Annotated in this window: 22 protein-coding genes and 1 riboswitch; of the genes, 8 read left to right on the forward strand and 14 right to left on the reverse strand. The window is 41.7% G+C overall.

The window, feature by feature from the left end; all coding sequences use genetic code 11:
* Positions 1-7: 7 nt before the first annotated feature.
* On the forward strand, positions 8-370 hold the full coding sequence (gene crcB, locus BUA78_RS00250) for a fluoride efflux transporter CrcB (RefSeq protein WP_072910275.1): 363 nt from the start codon (positions 8-10) through the stop codon (positions 368-370).
* A 56-nt stretch (positions 371-426) separates the two neighbouring features.
* Here crcB and BUA78_RS00255 read toward each other — a convergent pair whose 3' ends face one another.
* Positions 427-1,659 (reverse strand): MFS transporter, encoded by a 1,233-nt coding sequence (locus BUA78_RS00255; RefSeq protein WP_274377360.1) that lies wholly within the window; start codon positions 1,657-1,659, stop codon positions 427-429.
* Positions 1,660-1,819: 160 nt separating this feature from the next.
* Complete coding sequence (locus BUA78_RS00260; RefSeq protein WP_072910277.1) at positions 1,820-2,317, reverse strand: ferritin family protein; 498 nt, start codon at positions 2,315-2,317, stop codon at positions 1,820-1,822.
* A gap of 428 nt (positions 2,318-2,745) precedes the next feature.
* Between BUA78_RS00260 and ppsA the strand changes: the two genes are divergently transcribed.
* Together ppsA and BUA78_RS00270 are read left to right on the forward strand one after the other, a co-directional pair.
* Positions 2,746-5,361 (forward strand): phosphoenolpyruvate synthase, encoded by a 2,616-nt coding sequence (gene ppsA, locus BUA78_RS00265; RefSeq protein WP_072910278.1) that lies wholly within the window; start codon positions 2,746-2,748, stop codon positions 5,359-5,361.
* A 105-nt stretch (positions 5,362-5,466) separates the two neighbouring features.
* Positions 5,467-6,360 carry a pentapeptide repeat-containing protein gene (locus BUA78_RS00270; RefSeq protein WP_072910279.1) on the forward strand — a complete coding sequence of 298 codons (894 nt, stop codon included), beginning with the start codon at positions 5,467-5,469 and terminating at the stop codon, positions 6,358-6,360.
* Positions 6,361-6,499: 139 nt separating this feature from the next.
* Here BUA78_RS00270 and BUA78_RS00275 read toward each other — a convergent pair whose 3' ends face one another.
* Positions 6,500-7,459 (reverse strand): 2-hydroxyacid dehydrogenase, encoded by a 960-nt coding sequence (locus BUA78_RS00275; protein WP_072910280.1) that lies wholly within the window; start codon positions 7,457-7,459, stop codon positions 6,500-6,502.
* 226 nt (positions 7,460-7,685) lie between these two features.
* Positions 7,686-7,803, forward strand: a riboswitch (molybdenum cofactor riboswitch).
* A 138-nt stretch (positions 7,804-7,941) separates the two neighbouring features.
* On the opposite strand from BUA78_RS00275, the gene BUA78_RS00280 reads away from it, so the two are divergent.
* Positions 7,942-8,832, forward strand: a complete 891-nt coding sequence (locus tag BUA78_RS00280; RefSeq protein ID WP_175548936.1) for an ABC transporter substrate-binding protein — start codon at positions 7,942-7,944, stop codon at positions 8,830-8,832.
* Between the two features lie 90 nt (positions 8,833-8,922).
* Here the strand turns inward: BUA78_RS00280 and BUA78_RS00285 are convergent, their stop codons facing one another.
* Together BUA78_RS00285 and BUA78_RS00290 are read right to left on the reverse strand one after the other, a co-directional pair.
* Positions 8,923-9,516, reverse strand: a complete 594-nt coding sequence (locus BUA78_RS00285) for an HD domain-containing protein (protein ID WP_072910282.1) — start codon at positions 9,514-9,516, stop codon at positions 8,923-8,925.
* A 24-nt stretch (positions 9,517-9,540) separates the two neighbouring features.
* Positions 9,541-11,097 carry an ABC-F family ATP-binding cassette domain-containing protein gene (locus tag BUA78_RS00290; protein ID WP_072910283.1) on the reverse strand — a complete coding sequence of 519 codons (1,557 nt, stop codon included), beginning with the start codon at positions 11,095-11,097 and terminating at the stop codon, positions 9,541-9,543.
* A 252-nt stretch (positions 11,098-11,349) separates the two neighbouring features.
* Between BUA78_RS00290 and BUA78_RS00295 the strand changes: the two genes are divergently transcribed.
* From BUA78_RS00295 to BUA78_RS00305, 3 genes are read left to right on the forward strand one after another with little or no spacing between them, the layout of a single operon-like run.
* Positions 11,350-12,147 carry an FAD binding domain-containing protein gene (locus BUA78_RS00295; protein ID WP_072910284.1) on the forward strand — a complete coding sequence of 266 codons (798 nt, stop codon included), beginning with the start codon at positions 11,350-11,352 and terminating at the stop codon, positions 12,145-12,147.
* Entirely contained in the window at positions 12,138-12,587 is a 450-nt protein-coding gene (locus BUA78_RS00300) for a (2Fe-2S)-binding protein (RefSeq protein ID WP_072910285.1), read from the forward strand. The genes BUA78_RS00295 and BUA78_RS00300 overlap by 10 nt, the downstream gene beginning before the upstream one ends.
* Positions 12,588-12,589: 2 nt before the next feature.
* Entirely contained in the window at positions 12,590-14,860 is a 2,271-nt protein-coding gene (locus BUA78_RS00305; protein ID WP_072910286.1) for a xanthine dehydrogenase family protein molybdopterin-binding subunit, read from the forward strand.
* A 172-nt stretch (positions 14,861-15,032) separates the two neighbouring features.
* On the opposite strand, the gene BUA78_RS00310 is transcribed toward BUA78_RS00305, so the two are convergent.
* The 4 genes from BUA78_RS00310 to BUA78_RS00325 form a co-directional block, all read right to left on the reverse strand.
* Complete coding sequence (locus BUA78_RS00310) at positions 15,033-16,313, reverse strand: alkyl/aryl-sulfatase (RefSeq protein ID WP_072910287.1); 1,281 nt, start codon at positions 16,311-16,313, stop codon at positions 15,033-15,035.
* Positions 16,314-16,353: 40 nt separating this feature from the next.
* On the reverse strand, positions 16,354-16,791 hold the full coding sequence (locus BUA78_RS00315) for a GatB/YqeY domain-containing protein (RefSeq protein ID WP_084082249.1): 438 nt from the start codon (positions 16,789-16,791) through the stop codon (positions 16,354-16,356).
* 80 nt (positions 16,792-16,871) lie between these two features.
* The gene (locus BUA78_RS00320; RefSeq protein ID WP_072910288.1) at positions 16,872-18,986 is read right to left on the reverse strand and encodes a transglycosylase domain-containing protein; all 2,115 of its coding nucleotides are present in this window, start codon (positions 18,984-18,986) and stop codon (positions 16,872-16,874) included.
* 382 nt (positions 18,987-19,368) lie between these two features.
* The gene (locus BUA78_RS00325; RefSeq protein ID WP_072910289.1) at positions 19,369-19,656 is read right to left on the reverse strand and encodes a DVU0772 family protein; all 288 of its coding nucleotides are present in this window, start codon (positions 19,654-19,656) and stop codon (positions 19,369-19,371) included.
* Positions 19,657-19,915: 259 nt separating this feature from the next.
* Between BUA78_RS00325 and BUA78_RS00330 the strand changes: the two genes are divergently transcribed.
* Entirely contained in the window at positions 19,916-20,530 is a 615-nt protein-coding gene (locus BUA78_RS00330) for a hypothetical protein (protein ID WP_072910290.1), read from the forward strand.
* A 133-nt stretch (positions 20,531-20,663) separates the two neighbouring features.
* Here the strand turns inward: BUA78_RS00330 and BUA78_RS00335 are convergent, their stop codons facing one another.
* From BUA78_RS00335 to BUA78_RS00355, 5 genes are all read right to left on the reverse strand, one after another.
* Positions 20,664-21,827 (reverse strand): glycosyltransferase family 4 protein, encoded by a 1,164-nt coding sequence (locus tag BUA78_RS00335; RefSeq protein ID WP_072910291.1) that lies wholly within the window; start codon positions 21,825-21,827, stop codon positions 20,664-20,666.
* A 72-nt stretch (positions 21,828-21,899) separates the two neighbouring features.
* On the reverse strand, positions 21,900-22,172 hold the full coding sequence (locus BUA78_RS00340; protein WP_072910292.1) for a late competence development ComFB family protein: 273 nt from the start codon (positions 22,170-22,172) through the stop codon (positions 21,900-21,902).
* 24 nt (positions 22,173-22,196) lie between these two features.
* A complete protein-coding gene (locus BUA78_RS00345; RefSeq protein ID WP_072910293.1) occupies positions 22,197-23,270 on the reverse strand; it encodes a 6-phosphofructokinase in 1,074 nt (357 codons plus the stop codon).
* 134 nt (positions 23,271-23,404) lie between these two features.
* A complete protein-coding gene (locus tag BUA78_RS00350) occupies positions 23,405-26,197 on the reverse strand; it encodes a UPF0182 family membrane protein (protein WP_072910294.1) in 2,793 nt (930 codons plus the stop codon).
* 31 nt (positions 26,198-26,228) lie between these two features.
* The gene (locus BUA78_RS00355) at positions 26,229-26,423 is read right to left on the reverse strand and encodes a hypothetical protein (RefSeq protein ID WP_072910295.1); all 195 of its coding nucleotides are present in this window, start codon (positions 26,421-26,423) and stop codon (positions 26,229-26,231) included.
* Positions 26,424-26,578 lie beyond the last annotated feature (155 nt).

The following is a 26,578-nucleotide window of genomic DNA, read 5'->3' on the forward strand; positions in this document are numbered from 1 at the left end:
AGATCCTATGAAAATCTACGTTTTACTTGCGATAGGTGGATTTATCGGAGCTATTTCCAGATATGCCTTGTCTAGTTTTATACAATCCAAGCATAATAGCCCTTTCCCCTATGGAACTTTTATCATTAACCTTACGGGTTCTTTTTTACTGGGATTTCTTTTTAGGAGGCATAACTTACATCCAGAAATGTTTCTGCTACTTGGCACAGGTTTTTTGGGAGCTTATACAACCTTTTCTACTTTTGAGTTTGAGTCTATAGAATTGATCAAAAAAGAAAAGGTTGTAATTTCTGTATTGTATCTAACAGTAAGTGTTGTTCTAGGTGTTATACTGGCCTATCTAGGATATTTATTGGGGGCATTCTTATAATTTAAATACTTTTAACAGTCCCTTTCCCATAGTCCAAGTAGTCCGGTTTTTATCACCTATAGGCATTCCTGTTTTTGAGTTTTTGCCAGTAGCTCGCCTGTCCTTTTAAAAAGTGGCACGGTTAATAGCATTCCCAGTAAGAAAAGCAGCCCGGACACCCCAAACATGGAGACCAGGGAAAACTGTACTTTCAACCAACCGGCAAGACTCATGGTAATTACCATGGCACCCATGAACATAGGGTTAAGAACCCCATTTACTCTGCCAATAAACTCTTCCTGGGTAAGTTTTAGGATTAGGGTGTTAATTCCAATGTGGATGCAGGGCATAAACAAGCCATTGAGAAACTCGAAAGCCAAGGTTAACGTCCAGTTGGTAGATAGCCCCACACCGACTACGGTAACAGCATTGATAAATAAGCCCATGGCGAGGAGTTTTTGGGGTGGTATTTTTTTAGCCAAGCTCATTACCAGACCACCACCGATGAGCATAGCAGCACCGTTTGCCGCTAAGAGCCACTGGAGGTTTTCCTTTGGTAAACCTATTCTTTCCATGACAATAAAAATTCCTAAGGGTTGAATAATTCCCACTGCCAAACCCGTCATAACGAATACGCTGCCTAGCAGGATAAATTCTCTCCGATTAAAAACGTAGCGACAGCCTTCCTTTAACTCTCCCCAGAAATCTGTCATCTTGTTTTTATCTACTATCTTGTCGGGCGGCAGCAGGGTTAGAACTGCAGCAGAAAGTAGAAAGGCTATTCCCATTACTAAAATCGATGTTTGAATACCAAATCTCTGGTAAATAAATGTACCTAACATGGGTCCTATAATCATGAAAACGGCCATTAAGGTTTGGAACATCGCCATCCCGGTTTGAAGTTGCTCCAGGGGCACATGGATCTTAAACAGTTTCATGGCCGAGGGTTGGGAGAATTGTGAAAGAATAGCCGAAATAAAGGTGACAAAAAAGATTGCCTCCCAGGAACCAAAAATTATAGTTATTAGTACGACAAATACAGACAAAGCACTTAGCAGATCACACCATACCATCGTTTTCTTGGGTCGCCAACGATCTGCGAAGGTCCCTCCGATAATGGAAAATAAGAAGATTGGTGCAAACTCAACCACAGAAATAAGTGAAACAGCATAGGGATTATTATTGGTTTTTTCCATCACAAACAATAAAATGGCAAAATTACGAACCCAAATACCTATTTGTAAAAGAATAGCTGATAACATGATAGCCTGAATAAAGCGATTTCTAAAAATACTTCCAGTGGGTGTCAATGACCCCTGTCCCCCTCTCTTGTAAAACAGAACTATATAATTTTATAAGGGTTTGCACTTGTATGCAAACCCTTATTTTTAGAATTAAAGGATTATTATAAATTTATATACTGATTTTGCCAATATCTATCTTTTTATCATCGTTCTGTCTACTACATTACTAAGCGGGTGAGAAACCTTGTTCAGCCCACCACTCATTTTTAGCAAAATCATAGGCCAGGTTAAGAGTATCTAAATGCTCCCCCTCCATTTCGGCAAGTTCAAGGTAGACTTTCCTGGCTTTCTCGTCCTTAGTCTTTGCCGATGCCTCTCGATAAAATTCCAGAGATTCCTTCTCCATTTTAACTGCCATTGATAAAGCAGAAACAATTAAAGAAGGTTTCTCTCGTTTTAAATCTTCCTCTTTAAAAATATTGGGTGCTTTTACTAAATTGCAGTTTTCTTCTGCCTTTTTCATATCTATATTGTTTTCCACTGCATCATAAAGCCTTCTTAGGTAATATTCATGTCTTTGTTCTTCTTCTGCAAGATATAAAAAAACATTCCTGACTTCATCAGAGCCCCCCTTTTCTGCAGCAAGAAGATAAAATTGGTGCCCTTCGTGTTCATTTAAGATAGCAGTTTTGATAGCTTGTAATTCAGGCGAACAACTTTCCACTAAATTCCCTCCGTTCCCAATAATATAGATCTAAGAGATAGCTTCCAGTATTATGCCCGAAAATTAAAAACTAAGGCTCCTGTTTCTTTCTTGATTGTTATGACTTCATAAAGAGAGAGATTTAGGAGAAAATAAACAGATTCAATGGAAAGGGCTGGATTTTAATCATCTGCATGGTGGGCTAAAAGGCATATGAGCTGCTTTTTCGAGGAGATGAACTGGGGAGATTACTGCCTGGTAAGGTAGCTATTTTTTAAAGATTAAACTCTTCCTAGTTTCATTATAGCAAATAAAGAATGGTCAATATAGACTATTTATTCTCATTAACTACTGCTAAAATGCAATAGAACTCAAGATCAATTATACAAAAAGCTTTTCCAATAGCGCAAAGAAACCAAAAGAAATGTAATGGTTAGGAGAGAGATAGAATGCGTCCTTTGGTTCTCGGTTTTCAGGAAATGGAAAAAACACAGCTTTTGCTCGTTGGTGGAAAAGGGTTACATTTAGGAGAATTATCAAAAATTCAAGAAATACAAGTACCAGAAGGATTTTGTGTTACAACAATGGGATATCAAAAAGCCATCGAACAAAACGAAACGTTTCAAGCATTGTTGGATCAACTAACACTGCTAAAAGTAGAGGATCGAGATCAAATTGGTGAAATCAGCAGGAAGATTCGACAAATCATTATGGAAGTAGAAATTCCTTGCGATGTTGTGACGGCAGTTGCTCATTATCTCTCCCAGTTTGGCGGTGAACATGCTTATGCAGTGCGTTCTAGTGCGACTGCTGAAGATTTACCACAGGCCTCTTTTGCTGGTCAACACGACACCTATTTAAATATCATCGGCAAAGAAGCAATCTTACAGCATATTAGCAAATGTTGGGCTTCCCTATTTACGGATCGTGCGGTAATCTACCGAATGCAAAACAGATTTGACCATAGCCACGTTTATTTATCCGTTATCGTTCAAAAGATGGTTTTTCCACAGGCTTCAGGGATTTTATTTACCGCTGATCCGATGACTTCTAACCGAAAGCTGCTATCAATCGATGCCAGTTTTGGACTTGGAGAAGCGCTGGTCTCTGGCTTGGTATCTGCCGATTGTTATAAAGTACAGGGTGAGGAAATCGTCGATAAGATGATAGCAACCAAAAAGTTAGCTATCTATGGACTAAAAGAAGGCGGAACAGAGACCCAGCAGATTGAGCCTGGTCAGCAAAAGACGCAAACACTTACGGATCAAAAAATTTTACAACTGGCACGCATCGGCAGACAGATTGAAGCCTATTTTGGTTACCCTCAGGACATTGAATGGTGCTTGGCTGATGATAGATTTTACATTGTCCAAAGCCGGCCAATCACTACCTTATACCCCATCCCTGAAGCGAATGATCAGGAAAATCATGTCTATGTATCGGTCGGTCATCAACAAATGATGACTGATCCCATGAAGCCATTGGGAATATCAATATTCCAGTTAACATCTTTGGGACCCAGGTTTACAGCCGGTGGAAGGTTGTTTGTTGATGTTACACCTATGCTGGCTTCACCTGACAGCAGAGAAATTTTATTAGCTACCATGGGACAACACGATCCGCTCATAAAAGACGCACTCATGACCATCGTAAAGCGAGAAGATTTTATAAAATTGTTGCCAAATGATAAAAAAGAACAGAGTCCCAGTAAAAGCAATAAAACTATATCATCTGGAAGGGTTCAACCAGAAATCGAAAACGATCCGACCATCGTTTCTGATTTGATTAAGCGTAGTCAAACATCGATAGAAGAGTTAAAACAAAACATCCAAAGGAAATCAGGACCGGATTTAGTTGATTTTATCTTGGAAGATATCCAGGAGTTAAAGAAGATTTTATTTGACCCACAAAGTTCGAGTGTGTTTATGGCTGCTATCGATGCTTCAGCATGGATCAATGAAAAAATGAACAAGTGGTTAGGTGAAAAAAACGCAGCAGACACGCTTTCTCAATCTGTACCCAACAATATCACTTCGGAAATGGGTCTGGCGTTATTGGATGTAGCCGATGTGATTCGTCCTTATCCGCAAGTAATTTCTTATTTAGAACATGCAAAAGATGATAACTTTTTATCTGAACTGGTTACGTTTGCTGGTGGACAGGAAACCCAAAACGCTATCTCTGCTTATCTCAACAAATACGGCATGCGCTGTGTCGGGGAAATCGATATTACCAAACCTCGTTGGAGCGAAAAGCCAACCACACTTGTCCCTCTGATTCTCAGCAACATCAAGAACTTTGTGCCTAATGCCAGCCAGCGAAAATTTGAGCAAGGGCGGCAGGAAGCCTTGCAAAAAGAACAAGAGTTATTAGAACGCTTGCAGCAATTACCGGATGGTGAAGAAAAGGCTAAGGAGACAAAACGAAGGATCGACCTAATTCGGAATTTCATCGGGTATCGTGAATATCCCAAATATGGCTTGATTAATCGCTACTTCGTTTATAAGCAGGCTTTACTGAAAGAAGCCGAACAACTCGTACAAACTAATGTTCTTCATGAAAAAGAAGATATCTACTATCTCACGTTGGCAGAACTGCGCGAAGTCGTACTCACAAATAAACTAGATTACCAGATCGTAAGCAAACGAAAAGACGAGTACAAACTCTATGAAAAATTAACTTGCCCACGTGTTATCACGTCTGATGGTGAAATCATTGCAGGAAAGTACACACGAGAAAATCTCCCCGCCGAAGCTATTGTAGGTCTACCTGTTTCTTCAGGGGTTATCGAGGGACGAGCACGTGTCATCTTAAACATGGAAGATGCTGATCTAGAAGATGGAGATATCTTAGTCACTTCCTTTACCGACCCTAGCTGGACACCCTTGTTTGTATCCATCAAAGGTCTAGTTACCGAAGTTGGTGGACTGATGACCCATGGAGCAGTGATCGCCCGTGAATATGGCTTACCAGCAGTTGTCGGGGTGGAAAATGCTACCAAACTGATAAAAGATGGCCAACGAATTCGTGTGCATGGAACAGAAGGGTATATTGAAATATTGTAATTGCTGAATACCCTGACGCTACCCTTATGCAGGGGATTATGGTAAAATACCTTATTACAACTAGATTGGCAATGTGGCGTATAATGCACCTAGGAGATAAACTATATGGCGCAAATAACAGATGAAAATATGTATTTGGACAATTCAATTCATTACATAGATCACCTAAAACCTCAATGTGAAAAATGCTTTGGACTTTGCTGTGTTGCATTGTATTTTTCGGTACAAGATGGTTTTCCCACTGATAAAAGTGCAGGAACCCCCTGCCCTAATTTAGAAGCGGACTTTCGTTGTATGATTCACGAAAAGCTTGGAGCTTTAGGCTTAAAAGGTTGCGTTGCCTATGAATGTTTTGGTGCAGGGCAACAGGTTTCACAAGTCACTTTTGCGGGGCAGAATTGGCGACTGAAATCCGCATCAGCCGACTTGATGTTTGCAGTGTTTTTAATAATGCAACAATTACACGAAATGTGCTGGTATCTTACTGAAGCATTATCATTCAAGCTGGCATCGCCCATATGTGAGGAAATTAGGAAAGCTCTTTATGAAACAGAGCGCATTACCCAGCTCCCCCCACATTCCTTAAGAGAGTTTAATCTTTCAGCTCATCGTACAAAAATTAAAGTTTTGCTAAGGAATGTAAGCAAACTTGTGCGAAGCGAAATAAGCCGTATTAATAAAGTAACTTTCAATGCTGATAAAGAACGTAAAGCAACAGCAGATTTCTTTGGCAGGGATTTGAGAAAAAGAGATCTCAGATGTGCGGATTTGCGAGGGGCTTGCCTAATTGCCGCAAATTTAGAAGGTGTTGATCTAAGTGGAACCGACTTCATTGGCGCTGACTTTCGAGATGCCAATGTAAGGGGAGCAAACCTGTCAAAAAGCATCTTTCTGACCCAATCTCAAATCAATGTTGCCAAGGGTAATTCTAATACCAAGTTACCCTTAACGCTTTTCCATCCAAAACATTGGGATGCAAAAGACAACACAAACGAGTAAAAAAGGAAGCGTCAAGTATGAACCCTGGTCGCTTCCTTAAAACTTCTGATTTGTATAAGCGCAAACTAAGCCTCCGCCGGTTATGTCCTATAGGGTACATCTAAAAACTTGGCGGAGGCTAAGTTTTTCTATATACTGCTTATTTTGCTATGACATTGATGGGTTTTCCTTTTAGATGAGCCTCGATGTTAATGGCTAAGAGATCAATCAGCCTTTGTCTTGATTCTATGGTTTTCCAACCAATATGTGGTGTCATGATGACGTTATCCATAGAAAACAAAGGATTATCCAGTTCCGGAGGTTCCTGTTCCTGAACATCAAGGGCAGCACCGGCAATTTCTTTATCCTGCAACGCTTCAATTAAGTCAGCTTCTTTGATGATTTGCCCTCTGGATGTATTGATGATAAAAGCAGTTGATTTCATTAACTTTAATCTTTCCTTGTTGATTAGATGTTTGGTATCGGGTGTTAGAGGACAGTGAATGGAAATAAAATCACTTTGCCTAAGTAACTCTTCCAGGCTGGCATTTTGAATGTTAGAATCATGCCATTCTTTAGGGGTTCTGTTGTATACCAGAACTTTCATGCCAAAATTAAGAGCATGATCCATGACCTGCCGTCCAATGGAACCGCTACAAATGATACCAAGAGTCTTTTCTTGTATTTCAAAGTGGGGTAACAGTATGTCCTTGGTAAAGTTATCGAAATTTCCTCGCTTGATCATCAGTTGCTGCAGGGTTAAGGAAGAACAAAAATTTAACACCAGTGTCATCACCAATTGTGCCACTGCTTCGGTACTGTACCCCGGCACATTGCAAACCACGATATTCTTTTCCTTGGCTGCCGCAATATCTATGTTGTTATAGCCAGTTCCAGCCTCACAGATGATTTTAACAGAAGGTGGGAATTGAGATATTAAATCCCTTCCTACAGGTAATTCCTTAGTAATAACAATATTTTGGCCCTGAACCCGGGCTAAAATATCTTCATTACTGCTGGCTTCGTGTTTAGTGAGTTTCGTTAGTTTAGTTATTGAGGAGAAATCTAGTTTTTTGTCAAAATCCAGCCTTTCTACATTAAGGAATACTGCGTTATTCATGCTAACCTCCTGTTATTCTGTATGACACAGATTATTTTTTATGCTTATTAGATATTGTGATGTAAAATACCTGCTTGTTACTAGAGGAATTCTATATAGTATTCCTGTTGGAACATCTTAGTATTATTAAAAGGTGAAAATACGATACCGGAAAAATTGCCAAGTGTTAAAAGGAACTTTATTTTAATTGTAGAATATAACTTATAATTGGCAAGATTTATTAAAATTAAATATTGAACTCCGAGCTTTGGGACCTACGATAGGATTATTATGGTTCCTTGGCCGATAGGGTTTGTTTGGAAACGGACAAACCTCCCGTGCGGAAAGGAGGATTACTTGAGCAGAAATACTCCGTATACTGTATTCTTTACGCACAGTGCACGGTTTTTTATTTTTTATGGCAGGAGGTGAATTAAACGGAGTTTACCTCTTACTAGAATGGCAATGCTATTCTAGGGTATGCAATACAAATACAAGAATTCATGGAGGTCGTTAACGTGAAGAAAAGAGCTACCATACTTATTGCCCTGCTGGTAACACTAAGCATGCTGGTTTTTGCCGGCTGTGCCAAGCAGGAAGCGCCCAAGGACGAGGTTAAGAAAGAAGAAGTAAAACCAGTAACCAATCAGGACGTTATCCTGGCTACCACCACCAGTACACAGGATAGTGGTTTGCTAGATGTGTTGCAGCCGGAATTTGAAAAGCAAACGGGTTATAAGTTAAAAATTATTGCTGTTGGTACCGGTGCTGCTCTGAAGATGGGTGAAAAGGGTGAGGCGGATGTGCTCTTAGTCCATGCTCCAAAGTCCGAGCAACCTCTGGTAGACAGCGGTGTTGGTATTAACTACTCCCTAGTCATGCATAATGATTTCATCATAGTGGGTCCCGAAAATGACCCAGCTGGTATTAAAGATGCCCAAACCACAGCAGATGCTATGAAGAAAATTGCTGACAAAGGTACCGTCTTTGTTTCCCGCGGCGATGACTCTGGTACCCATAAGAAGGAATTGGATCTTTGGAAAGAAGCTACCATCGAGCCCAAGGGACAAAAGTGGTACCAGGAAGCCGGCAGCGGCATGGGAGCTACTTTAAATATTGCTTCTGAAAAACAAGGCTACACCTTAACTGACCGGGCTACCTACCTAGCTCAAAAGGATAAAGTAAAATTGGCTATTCTTAAACAAGGGGACAAGTCCCTGCTTAACATTTACCACGTAATGAACGTAAACCCAGAGAAGTTTGACAAAGTAAATGCCGAAGGCGGCAAGGCTTTTGTTGATTTCATGGTGTCTAAAGAAACGCAAGAAATTATTGGTAAATTCGGTGTAGACAAATACGGTGAACCCCTCTTCTTCGCCGATGCCGGTAAATAAATAGTAGCAGAAAACGTAAAGCAGCCAGAGGTCTCTTTTAGGGGACACTGGCTGCTTTGTTTTTATCATGATTTAGCTATTATAAGTTCCCTATCGCTGTAAATAACCCTTATTAATAGAACTTTCTATAATCTCTTTAACGTAGTCATAAAGCTCTGGAGCATTTTCTTCCACCACAGCATTCCGTTGATAAACCATTTGGCTAGTGACACCAGGTTTTTTCCAAGTATGGCCGTTGGTGTGGTAATTCAGCAATAAAGGTTGTATTCGATCAAGGCAGGCTGCGAAACGAGCCTCGGGAGTCGTTAAATCCTCAAACTCACGCCAAAGCTCCATGATTTCACTGGCTTGATCCGATGGCAACAGGTTAAATAAACGATCGGCTGCCTTTTGTTCTCTTTGAGCTTTATCCTCATAACCCTTAGCATCATAGCAAAAGGTATCCCCTGCATCTATTTCCACCAGATCATGGATAAGAACCATTTTGACAACACGCAATATGTCTATTTCCTTGGTTGAGGCATATTCCGAAAGCAAAATGGCCATGACAGCCAAGTGCCAGGAATGCTCTGCATCGTTTTCATTTCTTACACTACCGGTGACAACACTCTGCCGCAAAATTTGCTTTAATTTATCAATCTCCACAATGAACGCAAGTTGTTTAGATAACCTTTCAGAAACCACGGCCAAGACTCCTTCGCTTTTACTTTAAACGATTTTAGTAGTCCAATCCTCGACATTCCAGATATCGGTTACCCAATCCTCATAAAAATCTGGTTCGTGAGATACCAGTAGCACGGTCCCTTTAAATTCCTTTAATGCTCGTTTAAGTTCCTCTTTGGCATCCACATCCAGGTGATTGGTGGGCTCATCCAGCACCAGCCAGTTTACATCCTTGAGCATCAACTTACAAAGCCTTACCTTAGCATTTTCACCACCACTTAAAACCATCATTTGACTGGTGATATGTTCATTGGTCAAACTGCATTTGGCTAGGGCTTGTCTAACTTCATAATTACTAAGCCCAGGATATTCGCTCCAAATTTCTTCCATAGCTGTGTTGTCGTTATCTCGGCTGCTTTCCTGTTCAAAGTACCCGGAAGAAAGATTATCTCCTAAGGAGATTTCTCCCGCAAAGGGCTTAATAACACCTAGTAAAGTCTTTAAGAGAGTGGATTTACCCAGGCCATTAACCCCACGGATGGCTACTTTTTGATTTCTTTCCAACATAATTTTTAAAGGTTTAGTTAACGGTTCGTCGTAACCCAAAATGAGATTCTCTGTTTCAAAAATAACTCTGCTGGGTGTTCTAGCTTCATTAAATTTGAAGATAGGCTTTACTTTCTCCCTGGGCTTTTCTAACATCTCCATTTTGTCCAGCTGCTTTTGACGGCTTTTGGCACGCCCGGTAGTGGAAATCCTTGCTTTGTTACGGGCAATAAAATCTTCTAATCGTTCCACTTCTTTTTGCTGCTTTTCATAGGCTTTGAGATCTTGTCTTTTCTTTACTTCGTATAGCTGTAAGAACTGCTCATAATTACCGGTGTAACGAGTTAGCAGACTATTTTCCACGTGATAAATGACATTGACAACTTCATTTAAGAAAGGTACATCGTGGGAAACTAAGATAAAGGCATTTTCATAGTTTTGCAGATATTTCTTCAGCCACTCAATGTGTTCAAAATCAAGGTAGTTGGTTGGTTCATCTAAGATTAAGATGGTCGGGTTTTCCAGCAACAATTTGGTTAATAGCACCTTGGTTCTTTGGCCACCACTTAAATCAGCAACATCCTTGTCCAAACCAATTTCCACCAAACCCAAACCATTGGCGATTTCTTCAATCTTAGCATCGAGGGTATAAAAGCCGTTATCTTCTAAGATGGTTTGAATTTCTCCCACATCTTCCATCATGCGGGCAACCTCAGCTTCCGATGCCTCGGCCATTTTATCGTATAACTGAAGCATCTCTGCTTCTAAATCAAACATTCCCTTAAAAGCATCTCGCAAAACCTCTCGCATGGTTTTACCCTTGGTCAAAACAGTATGTTGGTCTAGATAACCCACCGTTACACGGTTAGACCACTCAACCTTGCCTTGATCAGGGGTGAGTTCCCCGGTGATGATACTTAAAAAGGTGGACTTTCCCTCTCCGTTAGCCCCCACTAAGCCCACATGTTCTCCCTTTAATAAACGAAAAGATGCATCCTCTAAAATGGATCTGCCGCCAAAACCATGAGAAACATTCTCTACTGTTAAAACACTCATTTGCTTCTCCTTTAAAACGATTAATTAAATAATATAATACCTTGTATATTTTATCTTGCCAGCAGCCTTAAGTCAAAATAGAATCTAGCGTAACGTAAATTGTTAAAATATATTGAAAAATCTTATTTAATCAGACAAATATTCTTTTGGTGTAGCTGCCTCTTGAAGATTAAATATAGAATGGGTTAATAATATTTGTTACAATAGGTTATATGTTTGGAGCAAGCGGACTATTTTAAGGAGGTTTGCGGTATGTTTACAATTGAACAAGTTTTACAACCAGAAACGTTAGAAGAAGCCTATCAAGCCTTACATGGAAATATAAGTAATACTGTTTTGGGCGGGTGTGCATTCTTAAGGTTAGGTTCTAAGAAAATAGCGACTGCTATTGATTTAAGTGAATTAAAGCTAGATTATATCCTGGAACCAGGGAAAGAAATTGAAATTGGTGCTATGACCACCTTTAGGACTGTTGAAACCCACCCTACCTTACATCAACTTTTTAATGGTGTGTTACCAAAATCGGTTAGTAATATTATTGGTGTGCAGTTTAGAAATGTTGTTACCGTAGGCGCCACTGTTTACTCCAAGTATGGCTTCTCTGATCTACTGACGGCACTTTTAGCTTTAGATACAGAGGTTGAGCTATATAAAGGCGGCAGACTGCCATTGGAAGAATTCTTACAGAAGTCCTTTCCTAAGGATATTCTTACTCGATTGTTCATCCAGAAAAATGCTCGTAAGGCATCTTATCAAAGCATGAGGAACTCCCTTAGTGATTATCCGATTCTTACCATCGCTGTTTCCGAGTTGAATCAAAGGTGGCGCATTGTGGTGGGAGCTCGCCCACTGAGGGCACAGCTTGCCTCTAAAGCATCCGAGGCACTGTCTAACAGTAAGCTAACTGCTGAGGATATTGAACAATCCGCTAGCCTGGCAGTAGAGGAACTGTCCTTTGGTTCTAATATCAGAGGCAGTGCAGAATATAGAAAAGCCATGTGCAAAGTGTTGGTTAAAAGAGGAATTATGGAGGTTCTGCAATGCAAATAGAAACTACCATTAATGGTAAAAAAATCACCTTGGAAGTAGCGAACGATGAACTATTGTCAGATGCCTTAAGAGCCAAGGGCTATTTAAGCATCAGACAAGGTTGTGACACCTCCTGCTGCGGACTTTGCACCGTATGGATTGATGGGAAACCTACACTCTCCTGCTCTACCCTTGCTTTCCGGGTTAGGGACAAACAGATCACAACGATTGAAGGGGTAGCGCAACAAGCCGAAGAATTTGCTCAAGTTTTGGTGGCAGAGGGTGCCGAACAATGTGGTTTTTGCAGTCCCGGCTTTATCATGACGGTACTGGCAATGAAACATGAATTAAAAAATCCTACAGAACAAGAGATTATTCACTATCTAACTGGTAATTTATGCAGATGTACTGGCTATATGGGGCAACTAAGGGCTATTAAGAAGTATTTAGGGGGTGCCTAGGGATGAAATATGTTGGAAAAGGATTGCCCAAGCTTGACGGCATACGGATTGCTACCGGCCAGCCTGTTTATACCGAGGATTTAACTCCGGCCAATACTTTGGTCGTAAAAATACTGCGTAGCCCCCACGCCTTTGCCAGAATTAAAACCATCGATACCTCTCAAGCTGCCGCTTTGGAGGGAGTTGCTTGTGTCCTCACCCACCAGGATGTACCGAAAGTAAGGTTTACCTTGGCGGGACAATCTTATCCAGAACCCTCTCCCTACGATCGCTATATTCTGGATGAAATCGTGCGGTACGTTGGTGATGAAGTGGCTATCATTGCAGCCGTGGATGAAAAAACCGCTATCCGGGCCATGGCATTAGTGAAGGTAGACTATGAAGTATTTGACCCTGTGTTAGACTTTGAAACGGCAGCCGAACATCCTTCCGTGGTTCATCCAGAAGCCGATCTGGCCTGCAATATTGATATTGGGCTACAGCAGGAAAAGAATATTGTGTGCTCTCATATCAATGAAGTTGGGGATGTGGAACAAGAGTTAGCCCAATGTGATGTGGTGGTGGAAGAAACCTATTATATCCAAGCCCAGGCTCATGCCATGATGGAAACCTACCGGGCAGTAAGTTATCTCGATCATACCGGCAGACTGGTGGTGACCAGTTCTACACAAATCCCCTTTCATGTGAGAAGACAGTTAGCTCGGGCCTTACAGCTTCCCGCCAGTAGAATTAGGGTTATTAAACCAAGAATCGGTGGCGGTTTTGGCGGCAAGCAAACCGGTTGTGTTGAGGTTTTTGCTGCTCTGGTCACTCAAAAAACCGGCCAACCGGCTAAAATTGTTTTAGATCGACGTGAAACCTTTACCAGTACCACCAGCCGTCACGCCATGCGTTTAAAAGTACGGATTGGTGCGGACAAAGAAGGATTTATCAGAGCCCTGGATATCGAAGGTCTTTCTGATACTGGAGCTTATGGAGAACACGCCCCCACTGTCTTTTGGGTAGTGGGCGAAAAAACGTTACCCTTGTACAACAAAACCAGAGCAGTGCGTTATCACGGGCAAGTGGTTTATACCAATAAAATGCCGGCCGGGGCTTTACGGGGTTATGGAGCAACCCAAGGTACCTTTGCCTTGGAATGTGCCGTCAATAAATTGGCTGAAAAACTTAACCTGGACCCTGCGGAGCTCAGACTGAAAAACTTAATTAAAGAGGGTGAAACTGCCCTGGCTTATCATGGAAAACGATTGGGCAGCTCTACCTTACATCAATGTATTGAAAAAGGTAAGGAATTAATCGGTTGGCAGGAAAAATACCCCAGAAAAGAAATGGGCAATAACAAAGTTCGGGCTGTGGGTATGGCTGTTACCATGCAGGGATCTGGCATAGCCGGAATTGATACCGCCTCTGCAGAAATTAGGCTGAATGATGATGGCAGTTATACCCTACTGCTCGGCTCCACCGATATGGGCACCGGTAGTGATACCATTCTTGCCCAAATGGCAGCTGAGGTTTTAGAGACTACCTTGGACCAAATCGTTGTGTACGCTGCAGATACGGACATCTCTCCTTTCGATCCTGGCTCTTACGCTTCCAGCACCACCTATGTTACTGGCATGGCTGTGGTAAAGGCTGCTCAAGATGTAAAGTCTAGAATTATTCAACAGGGTGCTAATTTCTTAGAGACAACGGTGGAGGAAGTAACCTTTGATGGTCAATTGCTTCATGCCGGGGACAAGTCTATGACCTTGGAAAAACTAGCAGAGCTTTCAATACTAGGCAGTGGTAAACTTCAGCTGGTTGGTCATGGAACCTATGGCAGCAATGTTTCTCCCCCACCCTATGTAGCGGGATTTGCTGAGGTGGAAGTGGATCAGGAGACCGGCAAAACTACTTTACTGGATTACGTGGCTGTGGTAGATTGCGGTACGGTCATTAATCCTACGTTAGCCAGGATTCAGGTGGAGGGCGGCATTGTTCAGGGCATTGGGTTAGCCCTTTATGAAGATGTAAAATATGATACCAAGGGTACGCTGCTGACCAACTCTTTCATGCAGTACAAAATTCCTTGCCGCAAAGACATTGGTAACATTCGCGTGGCCTTTGAAGAGAGCCATGAACCTACCGGACCCTTTGGTGCTAAATCCATTGGTGAAGTGGTTATTAACACTCCGGCACCGGCCATAGCTCACGCGGTTTATAATGCGGTAGGCGTTAGCGTAACCAAACTCCCCATTACACCCGAGAAAGTGTTTATGGGTATGCAGAAATAAGATCTAATAGATAAGAGGACTTACGCTGATTATGAGCGTAAGTCCTCTTCCTTTTTGTCATGGTGACATTATACTGTTTTTATTTTAAAATATGGACAAATATTTGTCCATAACATAGGAAAACAGTATCTACTAATCCACTTTAAGGGAACTTATTTAATGTGGATTAGTATTATAAAGTAGAAAGTATTTCCTTAGCGCAGGAGAGATAATAGTGACGGCCATTAGCACTTGTTTCCTGACACCCGAGGTTGAGAAGACCTTGGGCTTTGTAACGCTTCGCCTGTTTAGTGGAACTATCTGCAGCAATAAGGATATCTGCAAGTTCAAGAGCCCATTGATCTTCTTTGTTGTCTAAGGCTTGGCTAATGCTGGCAAGGACGGACTCTACGCCACCCATCAGAGCGATGGTTTTTTTGGCCCGGGTCTGCTTGGGCAACGGATTGAGATTGGTTGGGTTGCCGTCAAACCAGCCGATATAGCCAGCGTATATGCCACGAACAGACCAGGCCACAGTACCATAAAATTCGCCTAAATAAGGAAGTTTGGCCCACTTTTCAGGCAACGTAACTGCTTCTACCACCTCGTCCATGGTCATGCCCTGATTCATGCCTTTAAGAGTTTCTGTAAGTATGTAATCAATGGCATCCCGGAAGTTGGTTAAGATTTCCGCAACAGCTGCTTCCCCTTGGATAGGCTGAGTATGGCCGGGCAGGAGATGTTCAGCCCGATAAGCAATTAACTGGTCCAAGGTCTCTACCCAGGTACTGATATCTCGATACTGGCTGCCTCGAATGGCATAAAGATTAGGCCAGCAGCCGTAATAATTATCACCACAGCAAAGTACCTTGTAAGCTGGCAACCAGACCAGTAGCTGGTCATCCGTTTCGCCTGGAGCAGCAGCAAGTTCTAAGGTAACTCCATCAATCGTACGGTTGATTTTTTCCTCACCGTAAACAGTGGTTGGTGAAACAAAGGCCCTTTTCCCTTCACCCTGAACCATACCTTCACGAATGCCGAGGCCTTGGCAAATGGCTTCAGCGTCATTGAGCTCGTAGCCATGTTGCATAATGCCCCGCTTATCGAGTAGGTCCAGTAGGGTATTCATTCGCCCGAGGACTGGTTTGCAAGGAGCAAAGGCAATAATTTCTGGATCACTGTCCATAAAAACTCCCGCACCACCACAGTGATCCGGATGGCTATGGGTATAGATGATGGTCTTTACCGGCTTGTTGGTATGCTCAGCGATAATGGCTTTGAGGGCTTCTGCACGGTAATCGGTATCCAGGGTATCAATCAGTATAACTGAGGTTTCTCCAATGATAAAGCTAGCATTGCCGGTACCATAACCCATCACATGATAGATAACGCCAGGCATGATTTCTGTCACTTGACGTGGGTATGCTGTAAGTGAAAAGTCTTTTAATAATTGTTCTCCCTCTGGTCGTAACATGGCCCTACCTCTTTGTTTGTTAAGTCAATAAATCGTCCGTTTATCCTAATAACTCTTTTACCAAATTACTTACTAATTTGCCATCTGCTTTCCCTTTCACTTTCGGCATCAGGGCGCCCATCAATTTTCCCATCTCCCGAGCACCCTGGGCACCCGTTTGGTTAATGGTATCCTGAATAATCTCCCGCAGCTCAGCTTCTGAAAGTTGTTCTGGCATATAGACCAGCAATATCTCGATTTCTTTTTCCAGTTTAGCTACATCCTCTGGACGTTCTGCCTTTTTATATTCCTCCAGAGCATCCCGCCGCATTTTTATTTCCTTGCCAATGATCTCAACTACTTCTCCTTCGCTAAGTTCCTTTTTACCATTGATTTCCGCATTTTTGATGGCGGCGTTAGCCATTCTAATGGTATCTACCCTTAGCTTATCCTTGGCCTTCATGGCCGTTTTCATATCGTTCATTAATTGTGCCTTCAAAGAGAGTCATCCTTTCCAGATATAATGTACCATCATTATAACATTAGATGGCAAAAACAGCCAAACAATACCAATTTGAACTATTGAGCTTGAGAGGAAGAGCTACTTTCCTCCGGCGGCATGGCAGCTTCCGGTGATTCCCGCTCGGGAGGATTCGTTGGATTATTATTGGGAGCAGTATTCGCATCTTCTTGGTTATCTTCAATTTTAGGTGGTTGTTCTGGTAGTATTATCTCCGGTGGAGTTGGTTGTTGAGCCTGGGATGGATTCTCCTGTTGAGTGGGTTGTGCTTGAGTAGGTTGTTCTGGTATGACTTCTTCCTTGGGCTTCTCAATCATCTCTTGTTTCATAGGAATCTCTTGCTCATAAATCCGGACGGGTGATTTCATGATGCCCTGTTTTATTAAGGCAAGATTATATTCCCGCCAAGTAGGTGCTGCTAAATCACCACCGTAAAAACCACCTACGGAACGATTATTACTATTCCCCACCCATACTGCGGTGGAAATTTCTTTCGTATACCCGACAAACCACAAACAGCGACTGTCATTCGTGGTGCCGGTTTTCCCTGCTTCATTGCCAGAAATATTGGCTCTGGTACCCGTTCCCCCCCGAACAGCTTGCAAAAGTATTTGGGTTATAATTTTAGCAGTTTTAGAAGAAATAATTTGTCTTGGTTCTGGTTGATGTAAATACACGACATTGCCTAAATTATCTTCAATGGAGGTTATTAGATAGGGCTTATTATATTGTCCGTTATTGGCAAAGGCGGCAAAGGCTGCAGCCATTTCTGTAGGTTTAATACCATAGTACATGCCACCCAGGGCAATGGCTAGGTTACAATCATATTCACTTAGGGTGGTAATACCAAATTTTTTTAAATTGGCGAGAGTATTATTAATACCTAAGGTATTTACGACTTCAACCGCAGGAACGTTCATGGAATTTTTTAAAGCTACCATTACTGAAACATCAGCATCGATGTTGGAGGTGACACGATAGTTACCAAAACTTTTAGAACCAGCATTTAACAACGTATTTTCATTGATAATTCCTTTATCGATAGCTCCGGCATAATGAATAGGCTTAATGGCTGAGCCGGGTTGTCTGGGAATCATGGCTAAGTTATTCTGATCCTGATTAAAATCATAGCCGCCAACCATGGCCATAACTGCACCCGTTTGATTATTTACGGTAACCAGTGAAATATTGGAAGCAGTAATACCGGAACGCTGAAATTGTTCTACTTTTGCTTTGGCTATATTTTCAGCAATTTGAGCAGCTCGGGAATCTAACGTGGTTATTACTTTAAGACCGCTATTATATACTTTTTCTTTACCGTACATAGTCAGGAGTTGATTAACAACTTCGGTTGTAAAGTAGGGAAACTTATATGTTACCAGTTCTGCTCTTGGCGTAAACTGATTCACCTGTACGTCTTGCGTTAGGATTTCTGTCATTTCTTGTTGGCTAATCAGGGACAAATCCACCATCCGGCGCAGTACCAGTTCCTGGCGTTCCTTATTTTCTGGCCGATGATGGAGAGGTTCATAGTAGCTCGGGGCTTTAGGAATAGCCGCTAACATGGTTGCTTCGGCTAGATTTAACTCACTGGCAGATTTCCCAAAGTACATTTGGGCAGCCGATTCCACACCATAACAACCATTGCCAAAATAAATTTCGTTAAGATACATTTCTAAAATTTCTGCTTTGGTAAATTTTCTTTCCAGCTGAATAGCCAAAAATGTTTCTGTAATTTTTCTGGAAATGGTTTTCTCCGGGCTCAAGAATAAATTTCTTGCCAGTTGCTGGGTAATGGTGCTGCCCCCTTCTACTGCCTGGCCACTGGTTAAATCCTTGTAGAGAGCCCTTAGAGTACCTAAAGTATCAAACCCGAAATGTCTGTTAAAACGGTGATCTTCTATGGCAATTACCGCTCGTTGCATCGGTTTAGCAATTTGCTGCAGGCGAACGTGATCTTTGTTCAGTTGATAAAGATAAGTCAGCAAAACACCATCTGCTGAGTAAATGGCCCCCTTCTTACTATTGTTATATTGAAAATTATCCATATCATAGTTGTTATAAACGGCTTGATACTCCCGCATTAGCCAGGCACCGAGAGTAATGGTACAAGTTAACATAATAATCATCGTAACAATCAGCAGAACAAAGCATGGAGTCCACTTAACCTTCAAGACAACGCCCCCAGTCTGAAATTATCTAGTGCTCTTAACACTAAGCATTATTAAGTATATTTTCAAACCGGGAATTTTTATGATCTAAATAGCAAACAAAAAACCGGCATATAGCCGGCAACAATTAGTTAACTGATTAATATACAATCCGTGAACCTTAAATTAATTGAATAATAAACACGATGACGACAAGAGCTGAAAAGATCATTAGCTCAATGACCGGGCTAACAGAAAAAATAGAGAATAAACTACAAAGGGCTCTAAGCAAAGTTAGCACCTCCTACCCTATCTGTTTAGACATGATACGTATATATTCACTTTTTAATTATATTTTCCTCTTTGCTAGAGTAATTTTTTCGGATTGTAAAAAAATTCTAACGATTTATTCAAAGTGTATATTTTCCTCTATCCAAGTACGAATTGCTTGATTAATCTTGTAGATGTTTTCGGGATTCTTTTCCTGACCTTGCAAGGATTCCAACAGCAATTCTTGGGGAGGCTGTTGTTCCAAATAATCGCATTTAACGCCAAAGGGAGTAAACTTATATAAGGCCAGCTTGGGAGTTTCCCAGGCGTCCACCACAAAAGTATATCCTCTGCTTCTATTTTTGAATTCATTTTGCAAATCATAATCCCAATCAATTAGTGCCTTGATAATAGGCGTTGCCATAGTTAAAACCCCTTTCTGAGATAAATAATTATTATATATTTTTTCCACGAAACTTTTTTAAATCCTTCAATTCTTTACTAACAGCCTTTTTCTTGCAACATTTATTTAATAAGATACGGGAATAATAGCCTTGGCAGATCATAAAGTATAAGTTTATCTGATCTGCATAAGGGCAAACTAAGCTTCCGCCTGCGTCTAAAGACTTGGCGGAAGCCAAGTTTTACTAAGAAATAAGCTGTTTGTAAACAGGAGGATGAACATGGCAGAAAAAACCAATGTGATCAGTTTGGAAAAAGAGTTGGTCAATAAGAATTGTGAAATTTTCATTGATATAACCAAAATCATAGGTACGATGCTGCAGGACGGCCATGCCATTTTTTCTTTTGATCATACCGAAGCGGCTTTATCCTTTGATCCAGCTCCTTCGTTCGAAAGCAAATTGGCTCGATTTTCTCAGGAAAAAATTAAGTTGGTAACTGAGGAAATCGTAGAAATTTCTTTAATGCTATTAAATAATCAAGAACAAACGTTATTAAATCAAGCCCAAGAAGAAGGAAAAACTGCTGAGGCAATCCTGCAAAAGAAAATTGATGCTGTAAAGCAGTATATCATTAATAACAAATTGCAAACTGCCTTTCATTTTTACCGAACTTGCATAGGAAATGTATTAGAGCAGTTTGCCGCTCAAAGGATTATAAAAGCAGCCAGTCAAAATTATCCTTCCCAAGAAACCATTCTACTTAAAATGACAGTTAAAGATAATCTGGATGAAATAAATAAACAATCGATCCTCTTTGAACTGTACGAGGATCAGCTAGATGAAATAATCACCATTTTAACCAACCTAAAGAACCAAAATAAGCCTAACGCATAAAGATTGAAGGGAGTGTCTTTGGTCGACACTCCCCTTTTTGCTATCAGCCATCGGTTGTCAGCTGCCCATTCACCCCCAAAAGAATACCCAAAAGTTGACAGCTAATATACAACATCGAGTAACCCCGTATTGATTATTGAGCCTTTGCACCAGTCTTGGTTAACCTGGTATCCAATAACTCTTGATAATACTGAACTAATTTCTGGGCACAAAGCCGGGAAGAAAACTGTTTGGCATTTTCTACTGCTCTTTTAGCCAGACACAGGCGTAGTTCGTCATCTTTTAATAAATTCATTATTTGTTCGGAGAAGGCCTGCCTATCCATGGCTACCAAATAACCATCTTCACCGTCCGATACCATATTGGCAACCCCAAAGGCATTTACCGCCACCACCGGTAACCCTGCGGCCTTGGCTTCTGCTATCACAATGCCTTGGGTTTCTGTAGCAGAACTAAAAACAAACAGATCTGCCCCGCCATAGGCATTCACCAAATCCACCCTGGAAAGATTGCCAGTGAAAAAGACTCTTTCTGATAGTGCTAGTTCTTTGACATATTTCTTTAAATTTAAGGTTTCCGGTCCTTCCCCCACAATTACTAGAGATGCTTTGTGATACTGCTCTAAAATTTTAGCAAATCCATCAATGACAAAGGGAATATTTTTCTCCTTGGCTGCTCTACCAACAAATAAAAGTACGGGTTCCCCGGGATCTAATCCAAATTTTTTCTTCAGCCAGGTCCGGTCTAGGCTGCTAAATTCCGTTAGATCAATACCAGTGGGCAGCCACCGAATGTTTGACTTTACTCCCATATTTTCAATATGTGTGCAGATAATCTGCGTTGGCGTAATTACTAAATCACATTGGTTACAGAAACTTACTGTAACCTTACGGGTAAATTCCTTGCTGAGATCTTTGATGAGTGGTACATAGTGAGTATACTGGTCATAGAGGGTATGATACGTAAAAACCACAGGGATATCAAGTTTTTTTGCTATCCTAGCTCCCAATCGCCCTAAAATAAAGGGCGAGTGAACATGAATAATATCAAGGGGGTGGCTATTTAAAAATTCTTCTAGCCGAGTAGAAAAAGGCAAGCCCAGATAAAAGCCTTTATAGGTAGAGGGAATTGACGGAAATCTAAATACATCCTCTTCTTCCGGTAAACCTGGGTAATTTGGTGCAAAAATGTAGACTTCATGTCCCAACTGTTTTAATTCTTCGGTAAAGATTTCAATAGACCTTACTACACCACCCACATAGGGCTTATAACTATCCGTAAAAACACCAATCCTCAATTAAAAACACTCTCCCTTACAATACCACTACTAAAAGTATTAACAAAGGAGTGTCTAAATAAACTTTTACTTCTAATGTCTTGGATTCTTCTTCACAATTTGAATACCATTTAAAATAGCAGCAATTACCTGCGCCCGGCCCCCCACTTGTTCCATAGCAACTTTGGTATAAATACCGCCTTCATCGGTAACTACATAACGGGTGGGTAGCGCATTTAGTGCAATGGCCATAACATCCAACCTACACCGAGGACAGATACATGTATCCGGATTTTTCTTAGCGTAGCTTGTCAGGACATCGTCAAGCATTTCTTCCACGGCTAACTCAATGTAGTTTTTAATCATGATAGCCCCTCCCCATTATTTCTCTCAATCCCCAAAACTAATACCAATTTTTCTAGCTGCCTTCAATAATTCTCCTTCAATATCTACTTTACGGATACCATGAGCCACTTGGGAAAGGTGAATGGGCTTGATGTTTTCACCATCTAAGGAAACTACATAACCAAACTGCCCTTGGGCAGCTAAATCTGTGGCAGCTACCCCATACCGGGTTGCTAAAATACGGTCATAGGGGGTTGGGCTGCCACCCCGTTGCAAGTGGCCAAGAACAGTAACGCGAGACTCAATGCCGGTTAATTTTTCTAACTGTCCAGCCACCGTTTCGCCTATACCACCCAGACGAATGGGATCATCACTACCGGCAATCATTTTTTGAATGACCATTTCACCACCCAATTGTTTGGCCCCCTCTGCCACGACAACCAGGCTAAAACGTTTATTTTGTTGAAGTCGATCCTGAATTTTAGCAATAATTTTATCATAGGTAAAGGGAAGCTCTGGGATGAGAATAATATCTGCCCCACCTGCCAGGCCGGCATGGAGAGCAATATGACCGGCATAACGACCCATCACCTCTAGAACCAAGATGCGGTGATGAGATTCAGCCGTGGAATGAAGTCTGTCCAAGGCTTCGGTAGCAAAGGCATAGGCAGTGTCAAAACCGAAGGTTTTAGCCTGGCCCACTGCCAGGTCGTTGTCAATGGTTTTTGGACAACCCACCACTGGCAGACCCTTGAGGGAAAGTTCATGGGCAATGGAAAGTGAACCGTCTCCACCAATAACGATCAGAGCATCGGCATGTTCCTTGATCTTGTTGATGCATTGTTCGGAACGATCTTCGAATCGCCCCTCAGCCACCTGGTATTTAAACGGGTTATCCCGGTTGGTAGTCCCGAGAATGGTGCCACCCCGGGGCAAAATACCAGAGACAGCAGACTCCGTTAATAACATGCGCTGGTCCTCCATGACTCCTTTAAAACCGTCACGAAAGCCAATGACCTCGATACCATATTCTCGTATGGCTGTTTTTGTAATGGCACGGATTACTGCATTCAGTCCCGGAGCATCTCCACCTCCGGTCAATACACCCAGTCTTTTCATTGACAATTCCCCCCTCCGCACAACTAGTTTCAATTATTTTACCATAAATAATGGTGGTTGGATTCGCTAGATAATAAAATGGAGGCTGCCTTAGGACAGCCCCCTACTCTTACGCTACTTGTTTGTGGATGTGCTTATGACTGCTCTTGCAGCTTGGTGAGAACTTGCTTGAGCTGATCCAGGGATTGACCGTAACCAGCCCAATCGCCTGCTTTTAGTTTTGTTTGGGCATCATCATAGAGGCGGCCGGCCTCCGCTGCCAGTTCTCTAACTGTTGCTTGTGGCACAGGCTCTGTCGGTTTACCAGGTTGGTTTTCCTGTACTGATACGCCCGGTGGCGGTTGTTTGGATGGGACTGCACCCTCGCCAAAAATTCTTTGTAGGGCCAGGTCTAGGGTTGGCTCCATGACAATCTTATCACCAGCGGCAACAATGACCCGGCGCAGTTCAGGCATCTTGCTTTGTTGAGACTGTAAATATAATGGTTCTACATAGATGAGTGAATCCTTAATGGGAATGACCAATAGGTTCCCTCTGATGACCGAAGAACCCCTCTGATCCCACAGGGAGAGCTGCTGCGATATGGTGGTATCTTGGTCAATCCTGGCTTCAATTTGCATCGGTCCGTATACCAGTTCCTGTTTGGGGAACTCGTAAACAACCATCTTACCATAGTTATCGCCATCGGAGCGAGCAGCTAACCAGGCAATCATATTTTTCTTGTTCTGCGGGTTAAAGGGCATAATTTGTACAAACTCTGGTTCTTGCTCACCTGGTAACACAGTAATGGTAAAGTAAGGTTCCATGGGTTTCTCTTCATCACCGTATTTCTCAGTGGGCAATACCCATTTATCTTCCCGGTTATAGAATACCTGGGGATCAGTCATATGATAAAGGGTATACATGGTAGCTTGCACTTGGAAGAGATCTTCCGGGTAACGGATATGCTCTTTTAAATCAGCAGGCATCTCTGTTAAAGGTTTAAACATGCTCGGGAAGATTTTACTATAGGTCTGAATAATCGGATCTTTACTGTCAGCAATATAGAATTGGACTGATCCATCATAGGCATTAACAGTTATCTTTACAGAGTTACGAATATAATTATTGCCCCGCTTATCAAAGGGCTCCGAATAGGGATACATGTCACTGATGGTATAAGCATCCCACATCCAGAATATTTCACCCTTCGTGGTAATAACCGGGTAAGGATCGCTGTCATAGCTTAGGAAGGGCGCAATTTTGGGAATACGTTCTTTGATATTACGGTACATTAGTACTTGACTATCGTTGGTAATGTCATTGGTTAGGAATAATTTATAATCTGCCAGCGTGACAGCAAAGAGTAACTTTCTGAAGAAAGAGTTAATCTTAACACCGCTGGTACTCTCATATTGAGTGTAAGCGTTACCGTCACCCTGGGGGTGATCAAATTCTTTTGTTTTGGTATTGACAATGACATAACCATCATCGGATTCACCATAATAAACTTCTGGTCGAGTTACCTTAACATCCGTTGTGGGGGTTGGCGGGATATCCTTTAGGAAAAAGTTCGGTAACCCCTCTCCAGTAACTTCATTTACTGGGCTCATGGCTACACCGTAACCGTGGGTATAGAGCAAACGTTGGTTAATCCAAGTCTGTGCCTGCTGGGGCAGTTGGCTCTGATTCATTTCACGCACGGCCAGCATCACCTGACGTTGCTCACCATTAATCTTGTAACGGTCGACGTCAATATTCTTCAACTCATAATACAGCCGCATTTCCTGCAATTGGCTATAGGTCTGCTGGAGTGGCTGCCAATCCCACAGACGTATGTTTTCAATAGTATTGCGGTTTTCCTGGATGTCTTTTGCCTGCAGAGTACGTCCTGCGGGAAAGTCTTTTTGTTCTATCGTATCTAAGTTATACGCTTGTTGTGATAACTTGATGTTATTAGCGATATAAGGGGCTTCTCGGTTGAATTCATTGGGTAGAACAATAAACTTTTGTACAATGCTGGGGTAGATCCCACCCAATAATACAGAAACTACCAATAAGCCGACGATGGCATAAGCGGTTAGACGGAAGCGCCGCAAAAATATATTACCAATTATTATCAGAGCGGTAATTAATGACAGGATACACAATACCTTGTATGCCAGCAAAGAAGCATGAATATCGGTATAACCGGCACCGTGTACTACACCCGAGGAAGATAGCAGCAGACGAAACTGATCCAGACGGTAGCCCCAACTTTTAAGAATAAAGAACAGTGCAGCTAACGCTGATAAGTGATACCTAGCCGCAGGAAAACGGAATATCTTGGTTAAACCGCCCCGGGCAGAATCCGTTAAAAGGTAAACTAAAGCCACTAAAACAATATTTAAGAAGATGGCTGAAGCCACCAAACGATAAAGCAGCTCGTAAAAAGGTAGGCTAAAGATATAAAAACCAATATCTTTATTAAAAATTGGATCAGTTGTACCAAAGGCTGTCTGTTTAAAATATTGCAATACCGTGGTCCATTCGCTCGATACCGTAGAGCTGTATAAAAAGCCTAACAGCAAACTGAGACCTGTGAATACTGCTGTTAATCTACCAGGGGTAATCTGCTCGCGCCAATCAGCTCGAAAGGGGGGATAGTTGATGGTAATTACATTATCATCCTGAAACATTGGCCGGAAAGACTTGGAAGCTTCTACGGCCTGAAGCACAGATTTTCTGGTAAACATCAAGTTTAGTAATAATAAAATAAACATTAAGATACCAACCAAGGCCCTTAATCCAAGGCTAGAAACAAGGGAAGTCATAAAGACTTGTTGATATTGTAAAGCACTAAACCACAACCAATCGATATAAAGCCCAGCCCCCCAACCTATCAATGCTACTAGAATTAATGCAGCGACAATGATAAAACCAAGGGAAGTCCGAGACCCTTGACTCACGACACCACCTCCGGAAATTTTATTTTTCTTTTTAAATAGGTTTTGTGCCCTTTATTCGGTCATCTGACTCTTTTCTTAACTTCGCTTCACAAAGCTGGCAAAAGGACACAGATTTTTTGGGTTTAGGAATGAAATCATCCTCTTCTTCCCAGGGATCTTCACTTTTCTCGATGACAATGACACGTCCACACATAATACAGCGGATTTCTTTTTCTTGGTTTTCCAATTCTGCCACCCCCGTCAAATAGCCCACAACGAGCACTTATGTGTGAATTTCTTCTCACAGTGACAGAATTCCTGCCTCTTTTTCTGTAAAATGAAAAAAGTCAAAACATAGTTTGTTTTACTGTCAGTAGTTCCATTTTATGGTTATTATATAGG

Origin of the sequence: Desulforamulus aeronauticus DSM 10349, assembly GCF_900142375.1 — a bacterium.
GTDB classification, from domain to species: Bacteria; Bacillota; Desulfotomaculia; order Desulfotomaculales; family Desulfotomaculaceae; genus Desulfotomaculum; species Desulfotomaculum aeronauticum.